The sequence below is a fragment of the Paenibacillus azoreducens genome, assembly GCF_021654775.1.
In the GTDB taxonomy this organism is placed as follows: domain Bacteria; phylum Bacillota; class Bacilli; order Paenibacillales; family Paenibacillaceae; genus Paenibacillus_AQ; species Paenibacillus_AQ azoreducens.
Genome location: NZ_AP025343.1, coordinates 6,237,113 through 6,255,573, shown reverse-complemented (window position 1 = coordinate 6,255,573; position 18,461 = coordinate 6,237,113). Strand labels below are relative to the sequence as shown.

Genomic DNA, 18,461 nt, shown 5'->3' with positions numbered 1-18,461 from the left:
TGGACCATGGGAGAGATTAAACCGCTTGGAAGAAGATTTTTTTGGGTGAAATCGACAGGGAATATTATTGCCCAGCGCAGCGAGATGGCTGCAGGTATTGAGTCAACAAAGGAAGAGGATTTTGATGTCTATATCCAGTTACGTGAATTAGACCCGAACACTATCGAGATGACCACGTTTGAACCTGGACAATTCGCCGAAGAATTTGCAAAGGCTAAAAGTTGGTGTTTTGATCCGGGGACAGGGAAGATACTGTTCATCTATCCTGATCCAGACGATTCAGAAAATCCTGATCCAGTGCCACAACCACCACTTACCGAGCAGATCAAGAAGCTACAAGAAGAAAACAATTTGATGAAAGCTCAAAATACTGCTCTCTCTGATCGTTCTGACTTTATCGAGGATGTCATAGCTGAGATGGCGCAGAAAGTGTACCAGTGATAACCAAGCTGTTTTACTGGTTCATGTCTCACATGAAAGGAGGCGAGGACATGATAGCAATGTTTTTTGCACAGCGCGTAATTTTGGGCAAGACCAAATATTCTGAGGTTCCGGCAACTCTTCAGACGGGTGTTAAAGAGATTCTTGAAGACAGTGGACTAGAACATTTAGCAGAAGGCTAGTTGTAATGACTGGCTCCTATAATGTTAATCCTTTCCACATTCGCCGCTACAAGGTATATCATGCACCATTATCTGAGTAAGTGAAAGAACTTAAACAAGCCATTGCTGACTAATCTTGCTCATAGTTAAACCGTAGAAAGGAGAATGAATACACATGGCTAAGGGAATCACTTTACAAGAGCTAGATTCATCGGCAATTGTAAATCTCGTACCGTATCTCGGTACAACCTCTAATAACGGAGATGCCTTCAGCATAACAACCAATATACCTATCGACATAAATCAAAAATTCACTATAAAATTCAATGCCGCAAGTTCTACAGCACCAACACTTAAGATCAATGACGGCACGTCACATCCTATCAAAAAGGCTAACGGCAACAACGCGAAGCTCTACGCTAGTGTATACACATTGTTTTGGGACGGCTCGGCTTTTATCTTACAGGGTGAAGGGGGGGATCAAGTACCACCAGGAGAAAAAATTTATAATGTCCCAGGCACATACACTTTTGAAGTTCCAGATGGAATATCGCGAATAAATGCGAGGATTTGGGGGGCTGGTGGAGGTGGTGGAGCAGGCCATCTTACAACCTATAATGTTGGTGGAGGTGGTGGAGCAGGCGCATATTTAATGCTGACGCTTCCAGTTGTTCCCGGACAAAAACTAGCTGTCGTCGTAGGGAAAGGTGGTGCTGGTGGCACTTTTAATATCGATTTTGGTGGGACAGCAGGTGGAAGTTCCTCTGTAGGCTCATACACCGCCTATGGTGGGGGCCCCGGTTTACATGGAACTGCCATGGATTCAGGATATGGAGGTAGAGGTGGGAATCTATACCGGACTGGTGATTCTAGCGTGCCTATTAATGGTGCGCCTAACATAGGAACCATAGCCACACTAAAATATGCACCATATCAAATCTCAGGTTACACAGGTTGCGATGGAAATAGTGGTAGGAATAGCGGGGATATAGGACAAGGCGGAGGTTCGCCAGGGGACATGGGACTAGAAGTGTCGTTTGGCGTTGGCGGCCCAGGAATATATTATAAAGGTGGTGACGGAGGGGGATGCCGTTCCGGCCAGCCTGGTGGAAACGGGGGCGTTGGAGCCGGTGGAGGCGGAGGATATTATGGATCTACAAACTATAACGGTGGAAAAGGTGGAGACGGTATGGTGATCATTACTTGGTAAGGGGGACTGAAATGTTTAGAATATGGACAGAACCAAATGCAGATGGCAATGAACTTGTTCGGAGAATCGAAGAACTTGAACCAAACGGGATCGATTATGAATACCTGCCCGAGAAACCGCAGGTTGAAGGCAGGAAAGATTTAATCTTGATGCGAGATCCTGCATCCGGGGCGCTTTATTGGCAAGAGGTTGACCGTCCGCCTACGGACGCCGAGCGCGTTAAAGATTTGGAGGAGCAGCTTGCTTTAATGCAAAAAAGCAATGGATGACATGATCCTTGGAGGTGCGCAGTAATGGGACTCTATATGGGGCAGCGTATTATCGACGGCGTGTACACCTATCCATTCATGCTTGCTAAGCGTCTTGATCTTAAGGTCGGAATTGACTCATATTTAACGGAGAAAGATCGAACCGACCTGATAGCAACTGCATAACAAACAGACAGCGCCGCATAGGCGTATTTTTTATGCCCTCGGAGCCAATTCGAGGGCATTACTTTTTAAGAGGTGACGGGATGGAATGGGAAGCAATGATTGCCGTGGTGTCCGCAATTAGTGGCATTGCGCTGGGTTGGCTAGGGAGGGCCAGAACAGTCAAAGAGGACATGACGAAAGAAGTGGAAGCCGGAGCAACGCTGCAAACGGATGTCGAGTATATCAAACGCGGTGTTGATGATATCAAGGTGGATCTGCGTATGCAGGGGCAGCGGGTAGACGGGTTGTCCGAACGGGTCACGCGGGTTGAGGAATCAACCAAGCAGGCCCATAAACGGCTGGATAAGCTCGAAGAAAAATAACATGTGAAAGGATGATATACATGAATTGGGACACCATTTACGAACTAATCGATACCAGATTGCTAGTCGTCGTCGCTCTATGTTGGGTTGTCGGATATGCCCTTAAACAAACGCCGCGTATACCTGATTGGACGATTGTATATATCGTGACTTTGGTTGCGGTGCTGATCACGGTATGGATGCTTGGTTTTGGACCAGAAGCACTGATTCAAGGCGTGCTCACAGGCGCGTTTGCTGTCTATGGCAACCAACTTGTAAAACAAGCCACAAAAAAGGAGGAACATAATGCAAACCCGAAATAAAAGCAACGCCCAAGGCATCGACGTATCGCATTGGCAAGGCGTCATTGACTGGCCCAAAGTCGCAGCATCCGGAATCTCGTTTGCTTTCATCAAAGCGACCCAAAACAAAATAGACCCCCAATTCTTAGCTAACGTTAAAGGCGCTAAAGCCGCAGGGCTGCTGGTTGGCGCATATCATTACATGGACGATGCGGTGACGACAGCGGACAAGGCCCGAGCCGCAGCGCAAGTTTTTTATCAAGCGATTCAGACGGCTGGGGGCGCAGACGAATTTGAACTGCCTTTTGTTTTGGATTATGAAAGCAACAAGCAGAATTTATCCAAAGCGACCCTTACCGCTAATGCCAAAGCCTTTTTAGAAGAAATCCGGCGGCTGACCGGGGTTACGCCCATGCTGTACACCTATCCGGCATTTATAGGCAATTTTAGCGGACTAAGCGATTATCCATTATGGATTGCCCGCTACAGCAATCAGGCGCCAGTGGATGCATCCGGCTGGAAAAGTTGGGATTTTTGGCAGTACAGCGACGGACAAGTCGGTGGCACGCTACCAAATGGAGACCGCAAGGTGGCGGGGATCAGCGGACCTGTTGATTTGAATGAGTTTGCCGGAACAGCTGCTGAACTAAGAGCAAAGTATGGAAAAAAGACATCACCGGAGCGTGAAAAACCGATGGAAACAGTCGCGGAACTGGAAAAGAGAATCACAGCGCTGGAGAAAAAGCTGAACATGTCCGGCAAGGAGCCTTTGCCAAAATGGGCTGAACCTGCGGTGATATCCGGTAAACAAAAAGGCGTAGAGGCAATTGCAACCTCGGCGGATAAATCCGTTCCGGAACTTTCGGCGCTGCAAATGATGTATAACATGGGACTTCTTGACCCTGATATTTTGGCAGCGATTCGGAAGCTGAAAGCATGAAATTTTGGTGCTTAAAAAGAGAGACTTCTCAAATCTCGATTGTATAATAAATCCCCTGCCAGTTTTTTTTGGACAGGGGAGATTCTATTTTTTAAAAGTAGAATAATAAGATAGGGCATATACCGCGGCTGCAGAATCAATAGGTTTATTCCTCCATTTTTGTCCGATCAAGACTATATCAAGCTTTTCCGAACTACGAACATCCCAAATAATCCCTATATCTATCTCATCACTCTATCTCCACACTCCCCTAAAAAACACTCATTTCATGCAAAAAACCTCAAACTTCTACCTCCGCCCCCTTTTTATTCCAAAACATTATCTTCTCCAAAATCGTCCTTAAAGCTTGTAAAATCACAACGAATCAGCTCGCAAAATGCAAAATATAGCCCGAGAACGGTCCCTTATTTTGTGTTTTCCTGTTTTTTGTTGTCCGCTTTTGTTATTTAATTGGATTTTTTGTCTGAATATTTTTATAAAATTTGTAAAATTTTTCTTGAAAGAGCTTGAATCTTGTAGTAAAGTTTTTTATTAAACAACGATATTTTCAATAAAACAATCGATCTTATAACTCGATACACACTTCTACGTAGCAAGCACATTCAACTATTCTACCAAACAATCTTTCAAGTTACGCACAAAAAAAGTCGGTTTTTATTTCTGTGACTCACAACACAATCTTACACCACTATTTACTGCCTATTATCTGCACTCGCTCTATTCGCCTGAACCAAAGCTGAATTCATTCAAGCTGACATGAACTAAGGAGATATCCTGTATCTTTTGTAACTTTAAGCGCTGTAACTTTGGGGAAGCGACCTTTAACAGCAAGTTCGGAAGCAACAATTTCATAGCTGTAGCGGTCACTCGCATCATATCCGGAACGGATTTAAAAAACGAAGCTGAAAACGTATTAGAGCAGCAACCGGGCTGCTTCATTTGCTCTTTCAGACACGGTCAACCAATCCCTCACTATCGCGTAGCTTCCAACGCGCGATGTGAATTGCATGATAGAGGTCCGCCACTGCACGCAATTGGGAACAGCCGATCATTTTACAGCTAACCTCTTTTTTGTTCAATCTGTTCTATAAATCTCAAAACTATCACAAACCCAAAGGAGTTTTTACATGGACAAACCCATACTCGAAATCAAGGATTTGAGGACGCATTTTTTCACGGATCGCGGCGAGATTCCGGCAGTTGACGGCGTCGATCTGCATGTGAATCCGGGTGAGGTGCTTGGCGTCGTTGGGGAATCCGGCTGCGGCAAAAGCGTCACTTCGCTGTCGGTGCTAAAGCTGGTACCGAGTCCGCCGGGCAAAATCGTTAGCGGATCGATCCTGTTCAAAGATCAGGATATCACGGCGATGAGTGAACGGGAGATGCGTAAAATACGCGGCAACTGCATCTCGATGATTTTTCAGGAACCGATGACGTCGCTAAATCCGCTGTTTACGGTGGGGCATCAGATTGTGGAAACCATTCGGGAGCACAGAAAGATCACCAAAAAGGAAGCAAGAGCTTTGACGCTTGAAATGCTGAAAAAGGTGGGTATTGCCAGGGCAGAGTCGATTATTGATGAGTATCCCCATCAGCTATCCGGCGGCATGAGGCAGCGGGTGATGATTGCGATGTCGATCACTTGTAACCCCGATGTGTTGATTGCCGATGAGCCGACAACGGCGCTTGACGTGACCATTCAGGCACAGATTCTGGATTTGATACGGCGGCTGAACGAAGAGCAGGGTATGGCTGTCATGATGATTACACATGATCTTGGCGTGGTTGCGGAGATGTGCCACCGGGTTGCGGTGATGTATGCAGGCAAAGTGGTGGAAGAGGGAAGCGTACGCGATATTTTCAAAAGGCCGCTACACCCTTATACGCAAGGGTTAATTCAATCTGTGCCGCGCATGAACGAGACCAGGGCTCGGTTGTATTCTATTCCAGGCAATGTTCCAATCCTCAGCAAAAATATGCAGGGATGCCGCTTTGCCGAGCGTTGCCCGAGCGTCATGCCGAAATGCCTGGAAGCGCTGCCAAATCTGGTGGAGCAGGAATCCGGGCATCGGTGCAGATGCTGGCTGCATGAAAACCGACAGGAGGATGCCGTATGAATGATACGTTGCTTGAGGTTGAGCATCTGAAAAAATATTTTCCGATCCGGAAAGGTTTGTGGAACAAAACGGTGGGGCAGGTGAAAGCCGTAGACGACATTTCGTTCTCCGTCCGGCGCGGCGAGACATTCGGGTTGGTGGGCGAATCGGGATGTGGCAAGTCTACGACGGGGCGCTCCATTTTGCGCCTGATCGAGCCAAGCGGCGGCAACGTCCGATTCGAAGGCCGGGAGATTACGGAGCTGTCCTCAGAGGAGATGCGAAGGCAGCGGCGGGATATGCAGATCGTATTTCAGGACCCGTTTTCTTCGCTTGATCCGCGCCACTCTGTGCAGCGCATTTTAGAAGAACCGCTGATCGTGCATGGAATTTCGAGTCGCAAAGAGCGGCAGCAGCGAATCGCCAAGCTGATTGAAGTGGTCGGATTGACCCGGACGCATTTGCACCGTTACCCGCATCAATTTTCGGGGGGACAGCGGCAGCGGATCGGAATTGCCCGGGCGCTGGCGCTTCAGCCCAAACTGATTGTAGCGGATGAGCCGGTATCGGCGCTGGACGTATCCATCCAGTCCCAGGTTATTAACCTGCTGCAGGATCTGCAAACCGAATTTAAGCTGACTTATATTTTTATCGCGCATGATTTGAGCGTGGTCAAACATATTTGCGACCGCGTGGCGGTGATGTACCTCGGACGAATCGTTGAAATTGCGGATAAACAGCGTTTATACGAGACGCCGCGGCATCCTTACACCCAGGCTTTGCTGTCAGCCGTGCCGGAACCTGATCCGGATTTGAAGCGGGAGCGGATTATTTTGCAAGGGGAAGTGCCGAGCCCGGCCAATGCGCCGGTAGGCTGCGCTTTCCATACGAGATGTCCGCAGGCGATGCAAATCTGCAGCGAGGTTCGCCCTCAGCTTCTCGATACCGGGGATGGGCATCTGACGGCATGCCATTTGTACGCACCTTAGCGATACTGATGCCACTGGCAAGCGACAATTTCGGTTTAATGCGGCTTAGCTGCTGCTTGAAGGCTTTGCAAAGGCAGGCTTCTCTTACCTGTGAAAAGCAGAGTCCGCATATAAACATTTAACCGTGATGAAAAGAGGCTCAACTCTCTGAAATTAGTTTTTGAAAAGAAGCAGGAGAAGCGGAAGGAGCGCAGGAAGCAGAGTCGATTCTTGAGAAGCTGAAAGCTTTTTGAAAAAAAGCTGCTTCGGAAGCGTATGCTGTGTTCGCCTAAAAGCTTTCGGCAGGAAAGCAATGTAAGTTGATTAAATGAAAAGAAAAGGAATAGGCAAGAGGAGGAAATGATTCTGGAGAAGCGTCAGCGTTCGCCTTTGTGAGCGGATTTCGACCATAAATGAGCTTTAATCATAGAAATCCGTGAACAACAGCGATCGAAAGAACATTTCATCCGGCTGCCTCCATCCGTTCATAACATTAGTTCAACTTATATAACACAGCAAACCTTCGAAACGATCTGGGGGTTCGGCGCTCCAATCGCTTCATATCAAGTACTAATTTATGTATTGAGCCACAAAAGAAAGGGGAAAAAACAATGAAGAAATGGACAAGCGTTTTCCTGGCACTGACGATGATACTGGTATTTGCGCTTGCGGGATGCGGCGGCAAAAGTGACGGAAATCAGGCAACCGAAACGCCCAAAACAACGGACAACACCGAGAAAAAAGAAGAACCGAAGCCGGAGGATAAAAAAACGCAGGATACGCTCGTATTCGGGCGCGGCGGAGACTCCGCATCACTGGACCCGGCCATCGTAACCGACGGCGAGTCGCTGAAAATCGGACATCAGATCTTTGATTCGCTGCTGCAGTATAAAGAAGGGACAACCGAGGTGGAGCCGTCGCTGGCCGAAAGCTGGGAGGTATCCCCGGATGGTCTGAAGTATACGTTCAAGCTGCGCCAAGGCGTGAAATTCCATGATGGTACGGATTTTAATGCGGATGCTGTCGTATTCAACTTCAAGCGCTGGACCGATCCGAAAAGCGAATTCAAGTTTGAAGGCGATTCCTTCGATTACTATGATTCCCAGTTTGGACCGGACGGCTCCCGTGTCATCAAGGATGTCAAAGCGGTTGATGCGAATACGGTAGAATTTACGCTGGCAAATCCGCAGGCCCCGTTCCTGCAAAATATCGCCATGACCTCCTTTGGCATCGCCAGCCCGACGGCGGTCAAGGAGAAAAAAGAGAATTTTAAAAACGAGCCGGTAGGTACGGGTCCTTTTGTATTCAAAGAGTGGAAGCGGAACGACTCCATTACCCTCGAGAAAAATCCGAACTACTGGAAGCCGGGACTGCCGAAGCTGAATAAAGTCATCGTACGGTCCATCCCCGACAACACCGCGCGCTTTAATGCGCTGCAAAACGGTGAAATCGACATTATGGAAGATTTGAATCCGGATGATTTGTCCGCCCTTAAAGGCAAAAGCGATCTGCAGAAAATCGACCGTCCGCCCTTTAACCTCGCCTATCTTGGCTTCAACCTGAAGAAAAAACCTTTTGACAACGTGAAAGTCAGAGAGGCCCTGAGCCACGCGGTTAACAAGCAGGGCATTATCGATGCGTTTTTTGCCGGACAAGCCACTCCGGCCGTGAACCCGATGCCTCCTACACTTTGGGGGTATAACGATAGCATCAAGGATTATGACTACAACCTGGATACAGCTAAAAAGCTGCTGGCTGAAGCGGGTTATCCGAACGGACTGCCGGATCCAGTTAACTTCTATGCGCTGCCGGTATCCCGTCCTTATATGCCGGATGGTAAAAAAGTGGCGGAAGCGATTCAGGCCGATTTTGAGAAAATCGGTGTGAAGGTGAACATTCAATCTCCGGAGTGGGCAACGTATCTGGATGATACAAAAGCAGGCGTTAAAGACGATATTTACATGATGGGCTGGAATGGAGATAACGGCGACCCGGACAACTTCCTGTACACCTTGCTTGATAAGGATGCAATTCCTGGCAACAACCGCAGTTACTACGTAAACGAAGACCTTCACAAGATTTTGATCGAGGCCCAGAAGGAAGTGGGCCAAGACAAACGCATAGAGCTGTACAAACAAGCGCAGGAAATCATCAAAAAAGATATTCCATGGATTCCGCTTGTGTATGCGACGCAAGTTTTGGCGGCGAAAGCCAACTTGAAAGGGTACGTGCCTTCTCCAACCGGAACGGAGTATTACAGCAGCATTTACTTTGAATAACCGGCGGGTGATTTATTTTGAATTCATATATTTTGAAACGCCTGTTGATTCTGGTTCCGGTGCTGATCGGCATGACCATCATTGTGTTCTCCATTATTCATGCCATTCCGGGTGATCCGGCGGAGACGATTCTCGGCCAAAAAGCCACCGAACAATCCAAAGAGGCACTGCGGGAGCAGCTGGGGCTGAATAAGCCCTGGCTGCAGCAGTATTTTACGTACTTGGGAGATTTGGTGCAAGGAGACCTCGGAAAATCGATCAAAACCAAAGAGCCGATTATGAAAGAGATTTTGCCGTATCTCGCTGCCACACTTGAATTGACGATTGCGAGCATGCTGTTCGCCACATTTGTTGGCATCAACGCGGGTATTATCAGTGCCTGGAAGCAAAATTCCTGGTTTGATTACATTGTGATGATCATCGCCTTGATCGGGGTTTCCATGCCGATATTCTGGCTTGGGCTGATGGAGCAGTGGATTTTCTCGATCAAACTGCATTGGCTGCCGTCGATCGGTCGATTTGACCAGCGTGATCCGGTAGAAGCCGTTACGAACCTTTATGTTATTGATGCCATGATCGCCGGGCGGTGGGATCAGCTGTGGACGGTCATGAAACATCTGGTGCTGCCAAGCATTGCGCTCGGAACGATTCCGATGGCGGTGATCGCCCGAATGACACGCTCCAGCATGCTGGAGGTCATGAAATCCGATTATGTCCGCACAGCCAAAGCCAAAGGTTTGTCCCAATTTTTCGTGGTGTACAAACATGCGCTGAAAAACGCCTCGATCCCGGTACTCACCGTTATCGGCTTGCAGACAGGCTCACTGCTGGGCGGAGCCGTATTGACCGAGACCATTTTCGCTTGGCCGGGAGTAGGACGGTATATTTTCGAAGCGATCAGTTCCCGGGATTACCCGGTCATTCAGAGCGGCATCCTGATTGTCGCTATCCTGTTTATTGTCATTAATCTGATTGTGGATCTGCTGTACACTTTGATCGATCCGCGTATCCAATACAAATAGGGGGAGGAAACAATGGCAGAAATAACCGTAAACCCAAATGCCGCCGCTCCAGCTGCGGAAGAGGTGCCGGGCCCCTGGCGCGATGCGTGGAGAGCGTTCCACAAAAATAAAACCGCGGTGATGGGTCTCTGCATCATTCTTTTATTTATTGTCATCGCCTTGATCGCACCGCTGGTCGCTCCCTTCGATTATAAAGAGCAGCAGCTGATGGATCGCCTGAAGGCGCCATCCTCCACTCATTGGTTTGGGACAGATGATATGGGACGCGATATATTCAGCCGGGTAATGTATGGGGCAAGAATATCGTTATGGGTAGGATTGTTTTCGGTGATCGGTTCGATCGTGGCGGGAACGGCGCTCGGCATTATAGCCGGGTATTTCGGAAAATGGGCGGATATGATCATTTCAAGGCTGTTTGATATTATACTCGCCTTTCCGGCCATCCTGCTTACCATCGCGATCGTAGCTATTCTCGGACCATCCCTGCAAAATGCTTTGTACGCGATAGCCATTGTCAACATTCCCACCTATGGACGGCTGGTCAGAGCGAAAGTGCTCAGTCTAAAAAATGAAGAGTTCATCCTCTCAGCCAAAGCCATCGGAATGAAAAACATGCGTATTTTGTTCAGCCATATTTTGCCGAACAGCTTAACGCCGATTATCGTGCAGGGCACGCTGGGGATCGCAACGGCGATCATCGAAGCGGCAGCGCTCGGATTTTTAGGGCTGGGCGCCCAACCTCCGGAACCGGAATGGGGAAAAATGCTGTCCGACTCCCGCCAATTTATCCAGAAGGCGCCGTGGACGGTGATATTTCCAGGTGGAGCGATTATGCTGACCGTACTCGGGTTCAATCTGCTCGGCGACGGCTTGCGTGATGTGCTGGATCCAAGAATGAAACATTAATCAAGATAAACAGCGGTCTTCTACCTCATTGAAGAGGGGGAGGCTGCTTTTTTCAAAATATATGAAAGAATAAGCTTCGCATATACATCTTATATTTCTCGCAGAATCGCTTACCGTCCTTGAAAAGGACGCCGTAGGCGGTTCTTCTTTTTTGACGGTATGCATGAAACAGCCTGATAGAATGGAAGAAGAAACTTGCGATGACGGAATGAATTATTTTCCCGAAAGACTGTAACTTTTTCCGGATTGAAACGTGGTTATGTTGAGGGGATCAAATGATGAAGCGCAGCACACTCGAAAGCGTGTACCGGAAATATATGCCGGACCTATACCGATATTTGCGGACCCTTTGCGGAGATGATGCTGCCGCGGAGGATTTGGTGCAGGAAACCTTTTACCGCGCATATTTGCATCTGGAGAATTACAGGGACGAGAAGGTTAAGCCTTGGCTGTTTCGCGTGGCTTACAATGCTTTTATCGATATGAAACGCAAAGAACGCCGCAGCATTGCCTCAGCGGATGATTTTTTTCACCGATTGCCTGATGATGCCGGGAAAGGGCCAGAATCGGTTCTGATCCAAAAAGAAAGCCATAACCTCCTGATGGCGTGGATTGCCAAGCTGCCCGAGCTGCAAAAACAGGCTTTGGTTTTATATGATTTGCATCATTTTTCATATCAAGAGAGCGCGGACATTATGGGCATTACGCTGTCCTATTTTAAAATTTTGCTGTTTCGGGCGAGGCAGCAGCTGAGAAAGGCCAAGGAAAGGAATGAACATGATGACCGATGATTTCAAACGGAAACTGCAGGATTACAAGGACGGCAAACTGGCGGACGAGGAAAGGGCGGAGCTGGAGCGGGAACTGGAGAAGATGGAGCTTTACCAGTCTTATCTGGATGAAATGATGGGCAGCGAAGAAGGTAAGGGGACGAAACCAGAAGCGTTAACCGCACGGGAGGAAAAAATCCATAAGCGGGAAGCGAAGCTGCTGCGCAAGGGAAAGTGGAAGTTTCGTTTCGGCACGCTGCTGACGTTGTTCAGTTTGTTTATATGGTTTACGTTTTTGTCGGGGATCGGCAGCGCGATTTATTTTTCAGCCGGAGAACCGGATGTAAACGATGTCCTCAAGGATGTGGTCGAATCGGCGATAGCCGTCGGTTACCCTAATGTCAGCGTTTATATGAGCAGCAATAGCGGCATGTACTTTAATCTGAAATTGAATGGCAAAATGACCAAACGCGTCGGGGATGAACGGGTGGAGGTTGGGGATTTATCGGGCAATTTTCTGTTTAGCTGGTTAAGAACCTATGATTTTGCCTGGTCGGATCAAGAAACCAACAATAAATTCTTCTATTTTCCCTCGGACCAATCCATCGACAGCAGCAGGGAATGGAAAAGACTGGATAAACTGCCTGAAGGGACGGTAGCTGAAGCCTATGTATCTTATAAACAACTGTACCCGACAGGAGACTTTCTCAAGTTGTTTGAGGGTAAACAGATTGAGCCGCTTTGGTTTGCCGTGGATCATGGGGAGGCAATGGCGAAAGGGAAAAAAGGCTTCGACCCAATAATTACAAGCCCGATTGGTTTTCCCGCCTATCCGAATTGGCATCCTGGAGATGGTAAGGTAACAAAGGGAGAAAGGAGGAAAACGACTTCATATCCTGCCATTGAACAATATGGCTCCGCAAAGATCAGAGACGAGAACTTTATCAAAAGCCTTCGTATCCTGGCCGAGCATAAAATGGCCGCAAGCCGTCTCATTCCATTTGTCGATATGAAAGAGTCGCTGGAATATGTGGAGAAAAACGGCGTGAAGATTTACGGTGCCGTCGTCACCGGTCCAACCAAGGAAATCCTCAAGCTGAAGGAAGATCCTGCCGTGTCCGCCATACGTGTTGGAAAAGTTGCTTTATGGAATTGGACGGGAGAAGAGTGAAGTTTAGCCGGATAAGATAAAGCCGCTCAAGCAGACTGCATGCAGCCTATTGAGCGGATTTTTTTGTTCCACAAAAAACCTTCTTTGCAAAAACCGCCATTAGGGGAAGTTTCATCCATAGACTGGCAAAAATGAATGAAGAAAACGCTCCGGAGCATTGGTGGATTTCAAGTTGCAGCCGGGACAGGCGGGACCTGAATGCCTTATAATGAATAATGGCTCAACAACATCACGAGACTTGATAAAAAGTAAAGCAGTGAAGAAGACCGTATTGATCTTGAGCCCAAATCGCAAAACTGGAGCAGGGGAGTGCTGTACATGAATAACAAAGAAAAAAGAGAACACCGGCAGTACCCTGAACAGACCAGGCAGGATACTTCCAGGGCAACGTATGAGCGGGATTACTCGCGGCTGATCCATTCGCCGACATTCCGTCGCCTTCAGGGCAAATCACAGGTTTTCGGAGCGGGAACCGGCGATTATTACCGGACGCGCCTTACGCATTCGCTTGAAGTGGCGCAGATCGCGCGCGAAGCGGCCAAAAGCCTGGTGCGCGCTTATCCCGAAGTCACCGAAGACGCGGCCGACAATCCGGGGCTTGTGATTGATCCTGAAGTGGTGGAATGCGCGGCAATCGCCCATGATTTTGGGCATCCGCCTTTTGGGCATAAGGGCGAAGAGGTGCTGGACGGTATTTTGGATCAGCTCATCAAAGATAAAACCAAAGAAGCCGTTGAAGGTTTATATATGAATTCGCAGCAGGTACATGATGTTCGCCTGCGCATGCGGCATAAATACGAGCATTTTGAGGGCAACTCGCATAATTTCCGGCTGATCATGTTTTTGGAAAAACGTGAAGACGTGGACGGACTGAACTTATCCGATGCGGTTTTGCTGGGAATCAACAAGTACCCGTTTCCGGGCACGCAGAATAAAAAAGGCTTATACCGCCATGAATGGAGTTATATTTCGGAGATACGCCAGGATTGGGGAATTCCTTCAGGCAAAAGAACGCTGGAAGCGCAGTTGATGGATTTATGCGATGATATCGCGTATTCCGCGCATGATCTGGAGGACGGCATCAAAGCAGGCAAAATCGAAGTGCATGAGCATTTTCTCCATGATCCTTATATCATCCGCCTGATCATCGAAAAAATCATGACGCTGGAGGACTCTTTCTGGACGGGATGGGATGCGGAGCGCATCCGCCTGAAGGTAGAGGAGGTCATGACCGCGTTCCTGCAGGTCTGGAATGAAAAGCTGCCCATCTGCGAACGGGACTATTCGCGGACGCGGCGTGAGGTGAAGGCGTTTTGGGTCAGCTTTTTCGTCAGTAATCTGGGGGTTATCCCGGATGGCGATTGGAAAAAGGTAACGTTTATCAAGGGTAACGAAGAGGATTTGGATATGCTGCGTACGGTCAGCGTCCTGAAGAGCTTTGCCTGGGTAACGATGATCCGCGACCTCCGCGTGCAGCGCCTGCAAAAACGGAGCGAATGGATGATCAAACATCTGTGGGACGCTTTTCTGGATCCGGTGACGTCCAAGTCCATCATTCCGTCCGATTGGCTGCAGCGCTTTGAAAAGGACCAGGCCGGTCCGGAGCCGATTTGGACTTGGGAGCATATGGTGATCGACTACATTGCAGGCATGACGGATGCTTATGCGGAAAAAATCTTCAATGAATTGTACGGACTGAAAGTAGGATCCATTTATGATCTGGACTAGTGCTGTCTTCAAACGGCAATCTCATCCCAAATCCGGCGAAATTGCGACTGCGGCTCTAAAGAACGCCATCCGGTGGAATGGTTATTCAACATGCTCAAGCAATTAGCGGCAGATTGACTACTCGGTATGATAAGCTTTGGCTAGTCGCTATGATAAGCTAACTGCCTTTCTATCGTTGCCCTCTATTTTGTTATGGCTAACTTAGGTTTAAAGATGCGCCCTAGAACAAAATGTGTTCGTTAACTATATAAGTTGAACTAAAGAAAAGCATAAGGAATAGGCAAGAGGGTTCAACATTCTAATGGAGAACCATTTTAGAATATTGAACCTAGGAGAAAGATTTACGGAGAAGCTAAAAGCTTTTTGAAAAAAAGCTGCTTCGTAAGCATATGTTTCGTTCGCCTAAAAGCTTTCCGAAGGAAAGCTAGCATCGTAAGCATATGCTTTGTGATCGGATTTCAACCATGAATTTAGTATAAATCAAAGAAATTTGGGAGTAACAGCGAACGAAAGAACATTTCACCCGGCTGCCTACATCCGTGCAAATCATTGGTTCAACTTATATAGCTAAGAATCCCACCCTTTCAAGGGTATGGGGGTTCAATAGTTCGTATCATAACCGTGAACTCATGGCAAAACTTTAAGGGACACAGCGGCCGCTATTGAGGTCAATTTCGACTATTTTGATTTCTAACGGACACAGATGCACCTATTTTGTGAAAAAGTCTCTTTCGGCGCTGTTTTGGGGCAATTAAGCGCTGTGGTGTCCGTTACATTTTAAAAGCCGCCATTTTAAGCGAATTAACGTCCATGGTGTCCGTTAGAAAAAGATCCATTCCCTTATTCGGGTGTCCGAATACACAGGGATTTTGCCATAATCCAAAAGCGGCTTCCAAGAATCATAGTTAATTGTTCCAATAACCGTATTTATTCATTACAGAAATGGATTCAATCAAGCAATATATGGATCGTACGGTTAATGAATATCCACAAAAGAATTAATTTTTGCCGGCCGCCTGGGAGGGAGTCTGAAATGATGACAGGGATCAGTTTAAGCGTGTTGGACTTGGTGCCGAAAATAGGCGAGGTTTCCTATGAAACTGCGCTATCTGAGGCAGTGCATCTTGCGGTTTTCGCAGAAAAATGGGGTTATAAACGCTACTGGGCGGCTGAACATCATGATCTGGAGCATTTGTCCTGCGCTTCGCCGGAGATTTTGCTCGCCCATATCGGGGCCAAAACGAACCGAATCCGGCTTGGAACCGGCGCTTTGCTCATGCCCCATTACAGTCCGCTGAAGATCGCTGAAACTTTTCGCATGCTGGCTGCGCTGTATCCGGGCAGAATCGATCTGGGCGTCGGCAGGGCACCCGGCGGATCTGCTCATGCTTCCATGGCGCTCAGCGGCAATTTCCTGCAGAACGTAGCGGATATGCCCAAGAAGATGAGGGCTTTGATGAAGCTGTTGGAAGACCGCTTTGTATATGAAGACCACCCGGTACAGGCAAGGCCTGTCCCGGAAACACAGCCGGATGTATGGATGCTGGGGACTAATAACAAAAGCGCCGGGTTTGCTGCCGAATACGGCACCGGATATGTTTTTGGGCAGTTTATGAGCGAACGCGATGGAGCGGAGGTACTGCAGTCGTACCGTGAGAGCTTCTGTCCTTCCTCCCGGCAGGACAAGCCGCAAACGATGATCGCAATCGCCGTTATTTGCGCAGAAACGGAAAAAGAGGCAGGGCGGCTGCTGCTGTCCGCGAAGCTCCCCGGACCGGAAAAGAGCAGCGGGAATGGCGGTGCAGAACCGCGTGATCGCCTGGTCTGTGGAACGCCCGAACAGGTACGGACACGGCTCAGCCGGTTGGCGGAGTCCAGCGGCTGCAGCGAGCTGCTCGTCTTTACGCCTATCGAGGATTACCAGAAAAGATTGTATTCCTACCGTCTGCTGGCTTCCTGCTGTTTTGGTGCTTGAACTGAAAGCCCCGGATGCTATATAAGTTGAACTAAAGAAATGGATAAGGACAGGGCAAGAGGGAGAAATGATTCTAGAGAAGCGGAGCGTTCGCCTTTGTGAGCGGATTTCTTCCATAGATTAGGTTCAAATCTTAGAAATCTGGGAGCAACAGCGATCGAAAGAACATTTCACCCGGCTGCCTCCATCCGTGCAAATCATTGGTTCAATTTATATAGCTCGAAAGCTGCTAAATTTCCCGGGAAGGCCTCGCAAAGAAAGGAATGCAATAATGATATGAAAGAGAGATTGCGGCAAGTAGCGGGAGACCCCAGCCCGATGTACCTTTATACGTATTCGAGCCATGAGACGGAAGCCGAGCTGTGCCGGATGGAGCTGAGGGCTTTGTTTAGCGGTGAAGAGATGCTCCTGCTCCAAACGCCTTCGCTGCTAATAAGCCGGCGGCAAATCAGCCCTGACCGCAGCCCGTTCCTATCCGGACGGATGGATGTGCAGCTGATCGGGGATTCAGTTGGTGATATTGCGGAGCGTGTCCGTTCTACCCGATTGCTTCCGGAAGGAAGCACGTTTAAAGTAACGTATCTCAAATCCGGGGACCCGTTTTCTTATGAGGAGCAGAGGGCGCTTGAACGGCATATCGGGAGCCGGATAAAGGGCAAAGCCGACATGAAGAAACCCGACGTGACGCTGGGGCTGATTTCCGTCCAGGGAACTTGGCTGCTTGGGATCTGTCATGATCCGGAGCGGGCTTGGCGCCTGCATATCCATAAGCCGCAAAATTACTCAACTGGGCTCAGCGTGGCGACGGCCAGGTCGCTGGTCAACATCATGGCACCGCATACGGAAGGCATTAGAGCGGTGGACCCGTGCTGCGGCATGGGCAATGTGTTGATTGAAGCGTTGTCGATGGGAATCGATATCCGTGGCAGGGATATCAATCCGTTGGCCGTCCGCGGAGCACGCACGAATCTGAAGCATTATGGGTACTCGACCGACCTGGTGATACTTGGAGACATGAATGAAATGGAAGGGCGCTTCGATGCGGCCATTTTGGACATGCCGTATAATCTTTGTTCGGTGATTAGCGTGGACGAACAGAAGCGGATGCTGACCAGCCTGCGCCGATTGGCGCCGCGTTCGGTGATCGTGGCGACGGAAGAGGATGTGCGGATTCGGGTGGAGGAAGCGGGTTACCGCATCACGGATGAATGCAGTGTATGGAAAGGGAACTTCGTGCGCCATGTTTGGTTATGCGAGGGCTGATGTTTAGCGATGTGCCTGGGGGGGGCGGAACGCTGCATTATTTCTGTTACATCTCTAATTCGCAAGGCAAACTTGCAAAGCAGCTTTTACCAAGATGCTGGGAGAGCGCATCCCATGTGAAAAGGAAAAATGTTGCGAAAGTGCATCCTTTTCAGGCATTTTCTAGCGTTGAATGCAAAAATGTTGCGAAAGTACATCCATTTGACCATGAAAAGTCTGTTTATGTCTAAAAGCTGGGGAAAAGATGCACTTTTGCAAGCTTTCTAGCCATAATTGCCTGGAACGCTAAAATAGATGCACTTTTGCAACTTTTCAGATGGAACACAGCCAGTCATTTTTGTATGTAGGATTTTGCTAAATCCAAAAAGCGAATTCAAGAATCCATTTCATAATGCCACTGTTCAAAGACCCGTAATATGATCCATTATGAAATTAATTCCAAAATAGCAAGTAT

17 protein-coding genes are annotated in these 18,461 nt (G+C 48.4%); all 17 read left to right on the top strand.

The features are described 5' to 3' along the window. Positions 1 to 6 precede the first annotated feature (6 nt). The 17 genes from L6442_RS27850 (at position 7) to L6442_RS27775 (ending at position 18,007) form a co-directional block, all read left to right on the top strand. On the top strand, positions 7 to 441 hold the full coding sequence (locus L6442_RS27850; RefSeq protein ID WP_212978146.1) for a hypothetical protein: 435 nt from the start codon (positions 7 to 9) through the stop codon (positions 439 to 441). Positions 442 to 491: 50 nt separating this feature from the next. Continuing rightward, the gene (locus L6442_RS32895) at positions 492 to 623 is read left to right on the top strand and encodes a hypothetical protein (RefSeq protein WP_272880289.1); all 132 of its coding nucleotides are present in this window, start codon (positions 492 to 494) and stop codon (positions 621 to 623) included. 154 nt (positions 624 to 777) lie between these two features. Further along, a complete protein-coding gene (locus L6442_RS27845) occupies positions 778 to 1,812 on the top strand; it encodes a glycine-rich domain-containing protein (protein ID WP_212978145.1) in 1,035 nt (344 codons plus the stop codon). Between the two features lie 11 nt (positions 1,813 to 1,823). Next, a complete protein-coding gene (locus L6442_RS27840) occupies positions 1,824 to 2,081 on the top strand; it encodes a hypothetical protein (protein WP_212978144.1) in 258 nt (85 codons plus the stop codon). A gap of 245 nt (positions 2,082 to 2,326) precedes the next feature. After that, positions 2,327 to 2,608 (top strand): hypothetical protein, encoded by a 282-nt coding sequence (locus tag L6442_RS27835; RefSeq protein WP_212978143.1) that lies wholly within the window; start codon positions 2,327 to 2,329, stop codon positions 2,606 to 2,608. A 20-nt stretch (positions 2,609 to 2,628) separates the two neighbouring features. Further along, positions 2,629 to 2,910, top strand: coding sequence for a phage holin family protein (locus L6442_RS27830; RefSeq protein ID WP_212978142.1), 282 nt, complete (start codon positions 2,629 to 2,631; stop codon positions 2,908 to 2,910). Continuing rightward, positions 2,894 to 3,829: a glycoside hydrolase family 25 protein gene (locus L6442_RS27825; RefSeq protein ID WP_212978141.1), complete on the top strand. Its 936-nt coding sequence runs from the start codon at positions 2,894 to 2,896 to the stop codon at positions 3,827 to 3,829. Before L6442_RS27830 ends, L6442_RS27825 begins: the two co-directional genes overlap by 17 nt. 1,127 nt (positions 3,830 to 4,956) lie before the next feature. Further along, positions 4,957 to 5,946: an ABC transporter ATP-binding protein gene (locus L6442_RS27820; RefSeq protein WP_212978140.1), complete on the top strand. Its 990-nt coding sequence runs from the start codon at positions 4,957 to 4,959 to the stop codon at positions 5,944 to 5,946. Beyond that, entirely contained in the window at positions 5,943 to 6,914 is a 972-nt protein-coding gene (locus tag L6442_RS27815) for an ABC transporter ATP-binding protein (RefSeq protein WP_212978139.1), read from the top strand. Before L6442_RS27820 ends, L6442_RS27815 begins: the two co-directional genes overlap by 4 nt. Before the next feature lie 590 nt (positions 6,915 to 7,504). Then, on the top strand, positions 7,505 to 9,172 hold the full coding sequence (locus tag L6442_RS27810) for an ABC transporter substrate-binding protein (RefSeq protein WP_212978138.1): 1,668 nt from the start codon (positions 7,505 to 7,507) through the stop codon (positions 9,170 to 9,172). A gap of 17 nt (positions 9,173 to 9,189) precedes the next feature. After that, positions 9,190 to 10,194, top strand: a complete 1,005-nt coding sequence (locus L6442_RS27805; protein ID WP_212978137.1) for an ABC transporter permease — start codon at positions 9,190 to 9,192, stop codon at positions 10,192 to 10,194. Positions 10,195 to 10,206: 12 nt separating this feature from the next. Beyond that, entirely contained in the window at positions 10,207 to 11,100 is an 894-nt protein-coding gene (nikC, locus tag L6442_RS27800) for a nickel transporter permease (RefSeq protein ID WP_212978136.1), read from the top strand. Positions 11,101 to 11,375: 275 nt separating this feature from the next. Then, positions 11,376 to 11,891, top strand: a complete 516-nt coding sequence (locus tag L6442_RS27795) for a sigma-70 family RNA polymerase sigma factor (protein WP_237100105.1) — start codon at positions 11,376 to 11,378, stop codon at positions 11,889 to 11,891. After that, positions 11,878 to 13,041 carry an anti-sigma factor gene (locus L6442_RS27790; protein WP_212978135.1) on the top strand — a complete coding sequence of 388 codons (1,164 nt, stop codon included), beginning with the start codon at positions 11,878 to 11,880 and terminating at the stop codon, positions 13,039 to 13,041. Before L6442_RS27795 ends, L6442_RS27790 begins: the two co-directional genes overlap by 14 nt. 318 nt (positions 13,042 to 13,359) lie before the next feature. Next, positions 13,360 to 14,769, top strand: a complete 1,410-nt coding sequence (locus L6442_RS27785; RefSeq protein ID WP_212978134.1) for a deoxyguanosinetriphosphate triphosphohydrolase family protein — start codon at positions 13,360 to 13,362, stop codon at positions 14,767 to 14,769. Between the two features lie 1,033 nt (positions 14,770 to 15,802). Further along, the gene (locus L6442_RS27780) at positions 15,803 to 16,744 is read left to right on the top strand and encodes an MsnO8 family LLM class oxidoreductase (protein ID WP_212978133.1); all 942 of its coding nucleotides are present in this window, start codon (positions 15,803 to 15,805) and stop codon (positions 16,742 to 16,744) included. Positions 16,745 to 17,020: 276 nt separating this feature from the next. Further along, complete coding sequence (locus L6442_RS27775; RefSeq protein WP_212978132.1) at positions 17,021 to 18,007, top strand: THUMP domain-containing class I SAM-dependent methyltransferase; 987 nt, start codon at positions 17,021 to 17,023, stop codon at positions 18,005 to 18,007. The last annotated feature ends 454 nt before the right edge of the window (positions 18,008 to 18,461 follow it).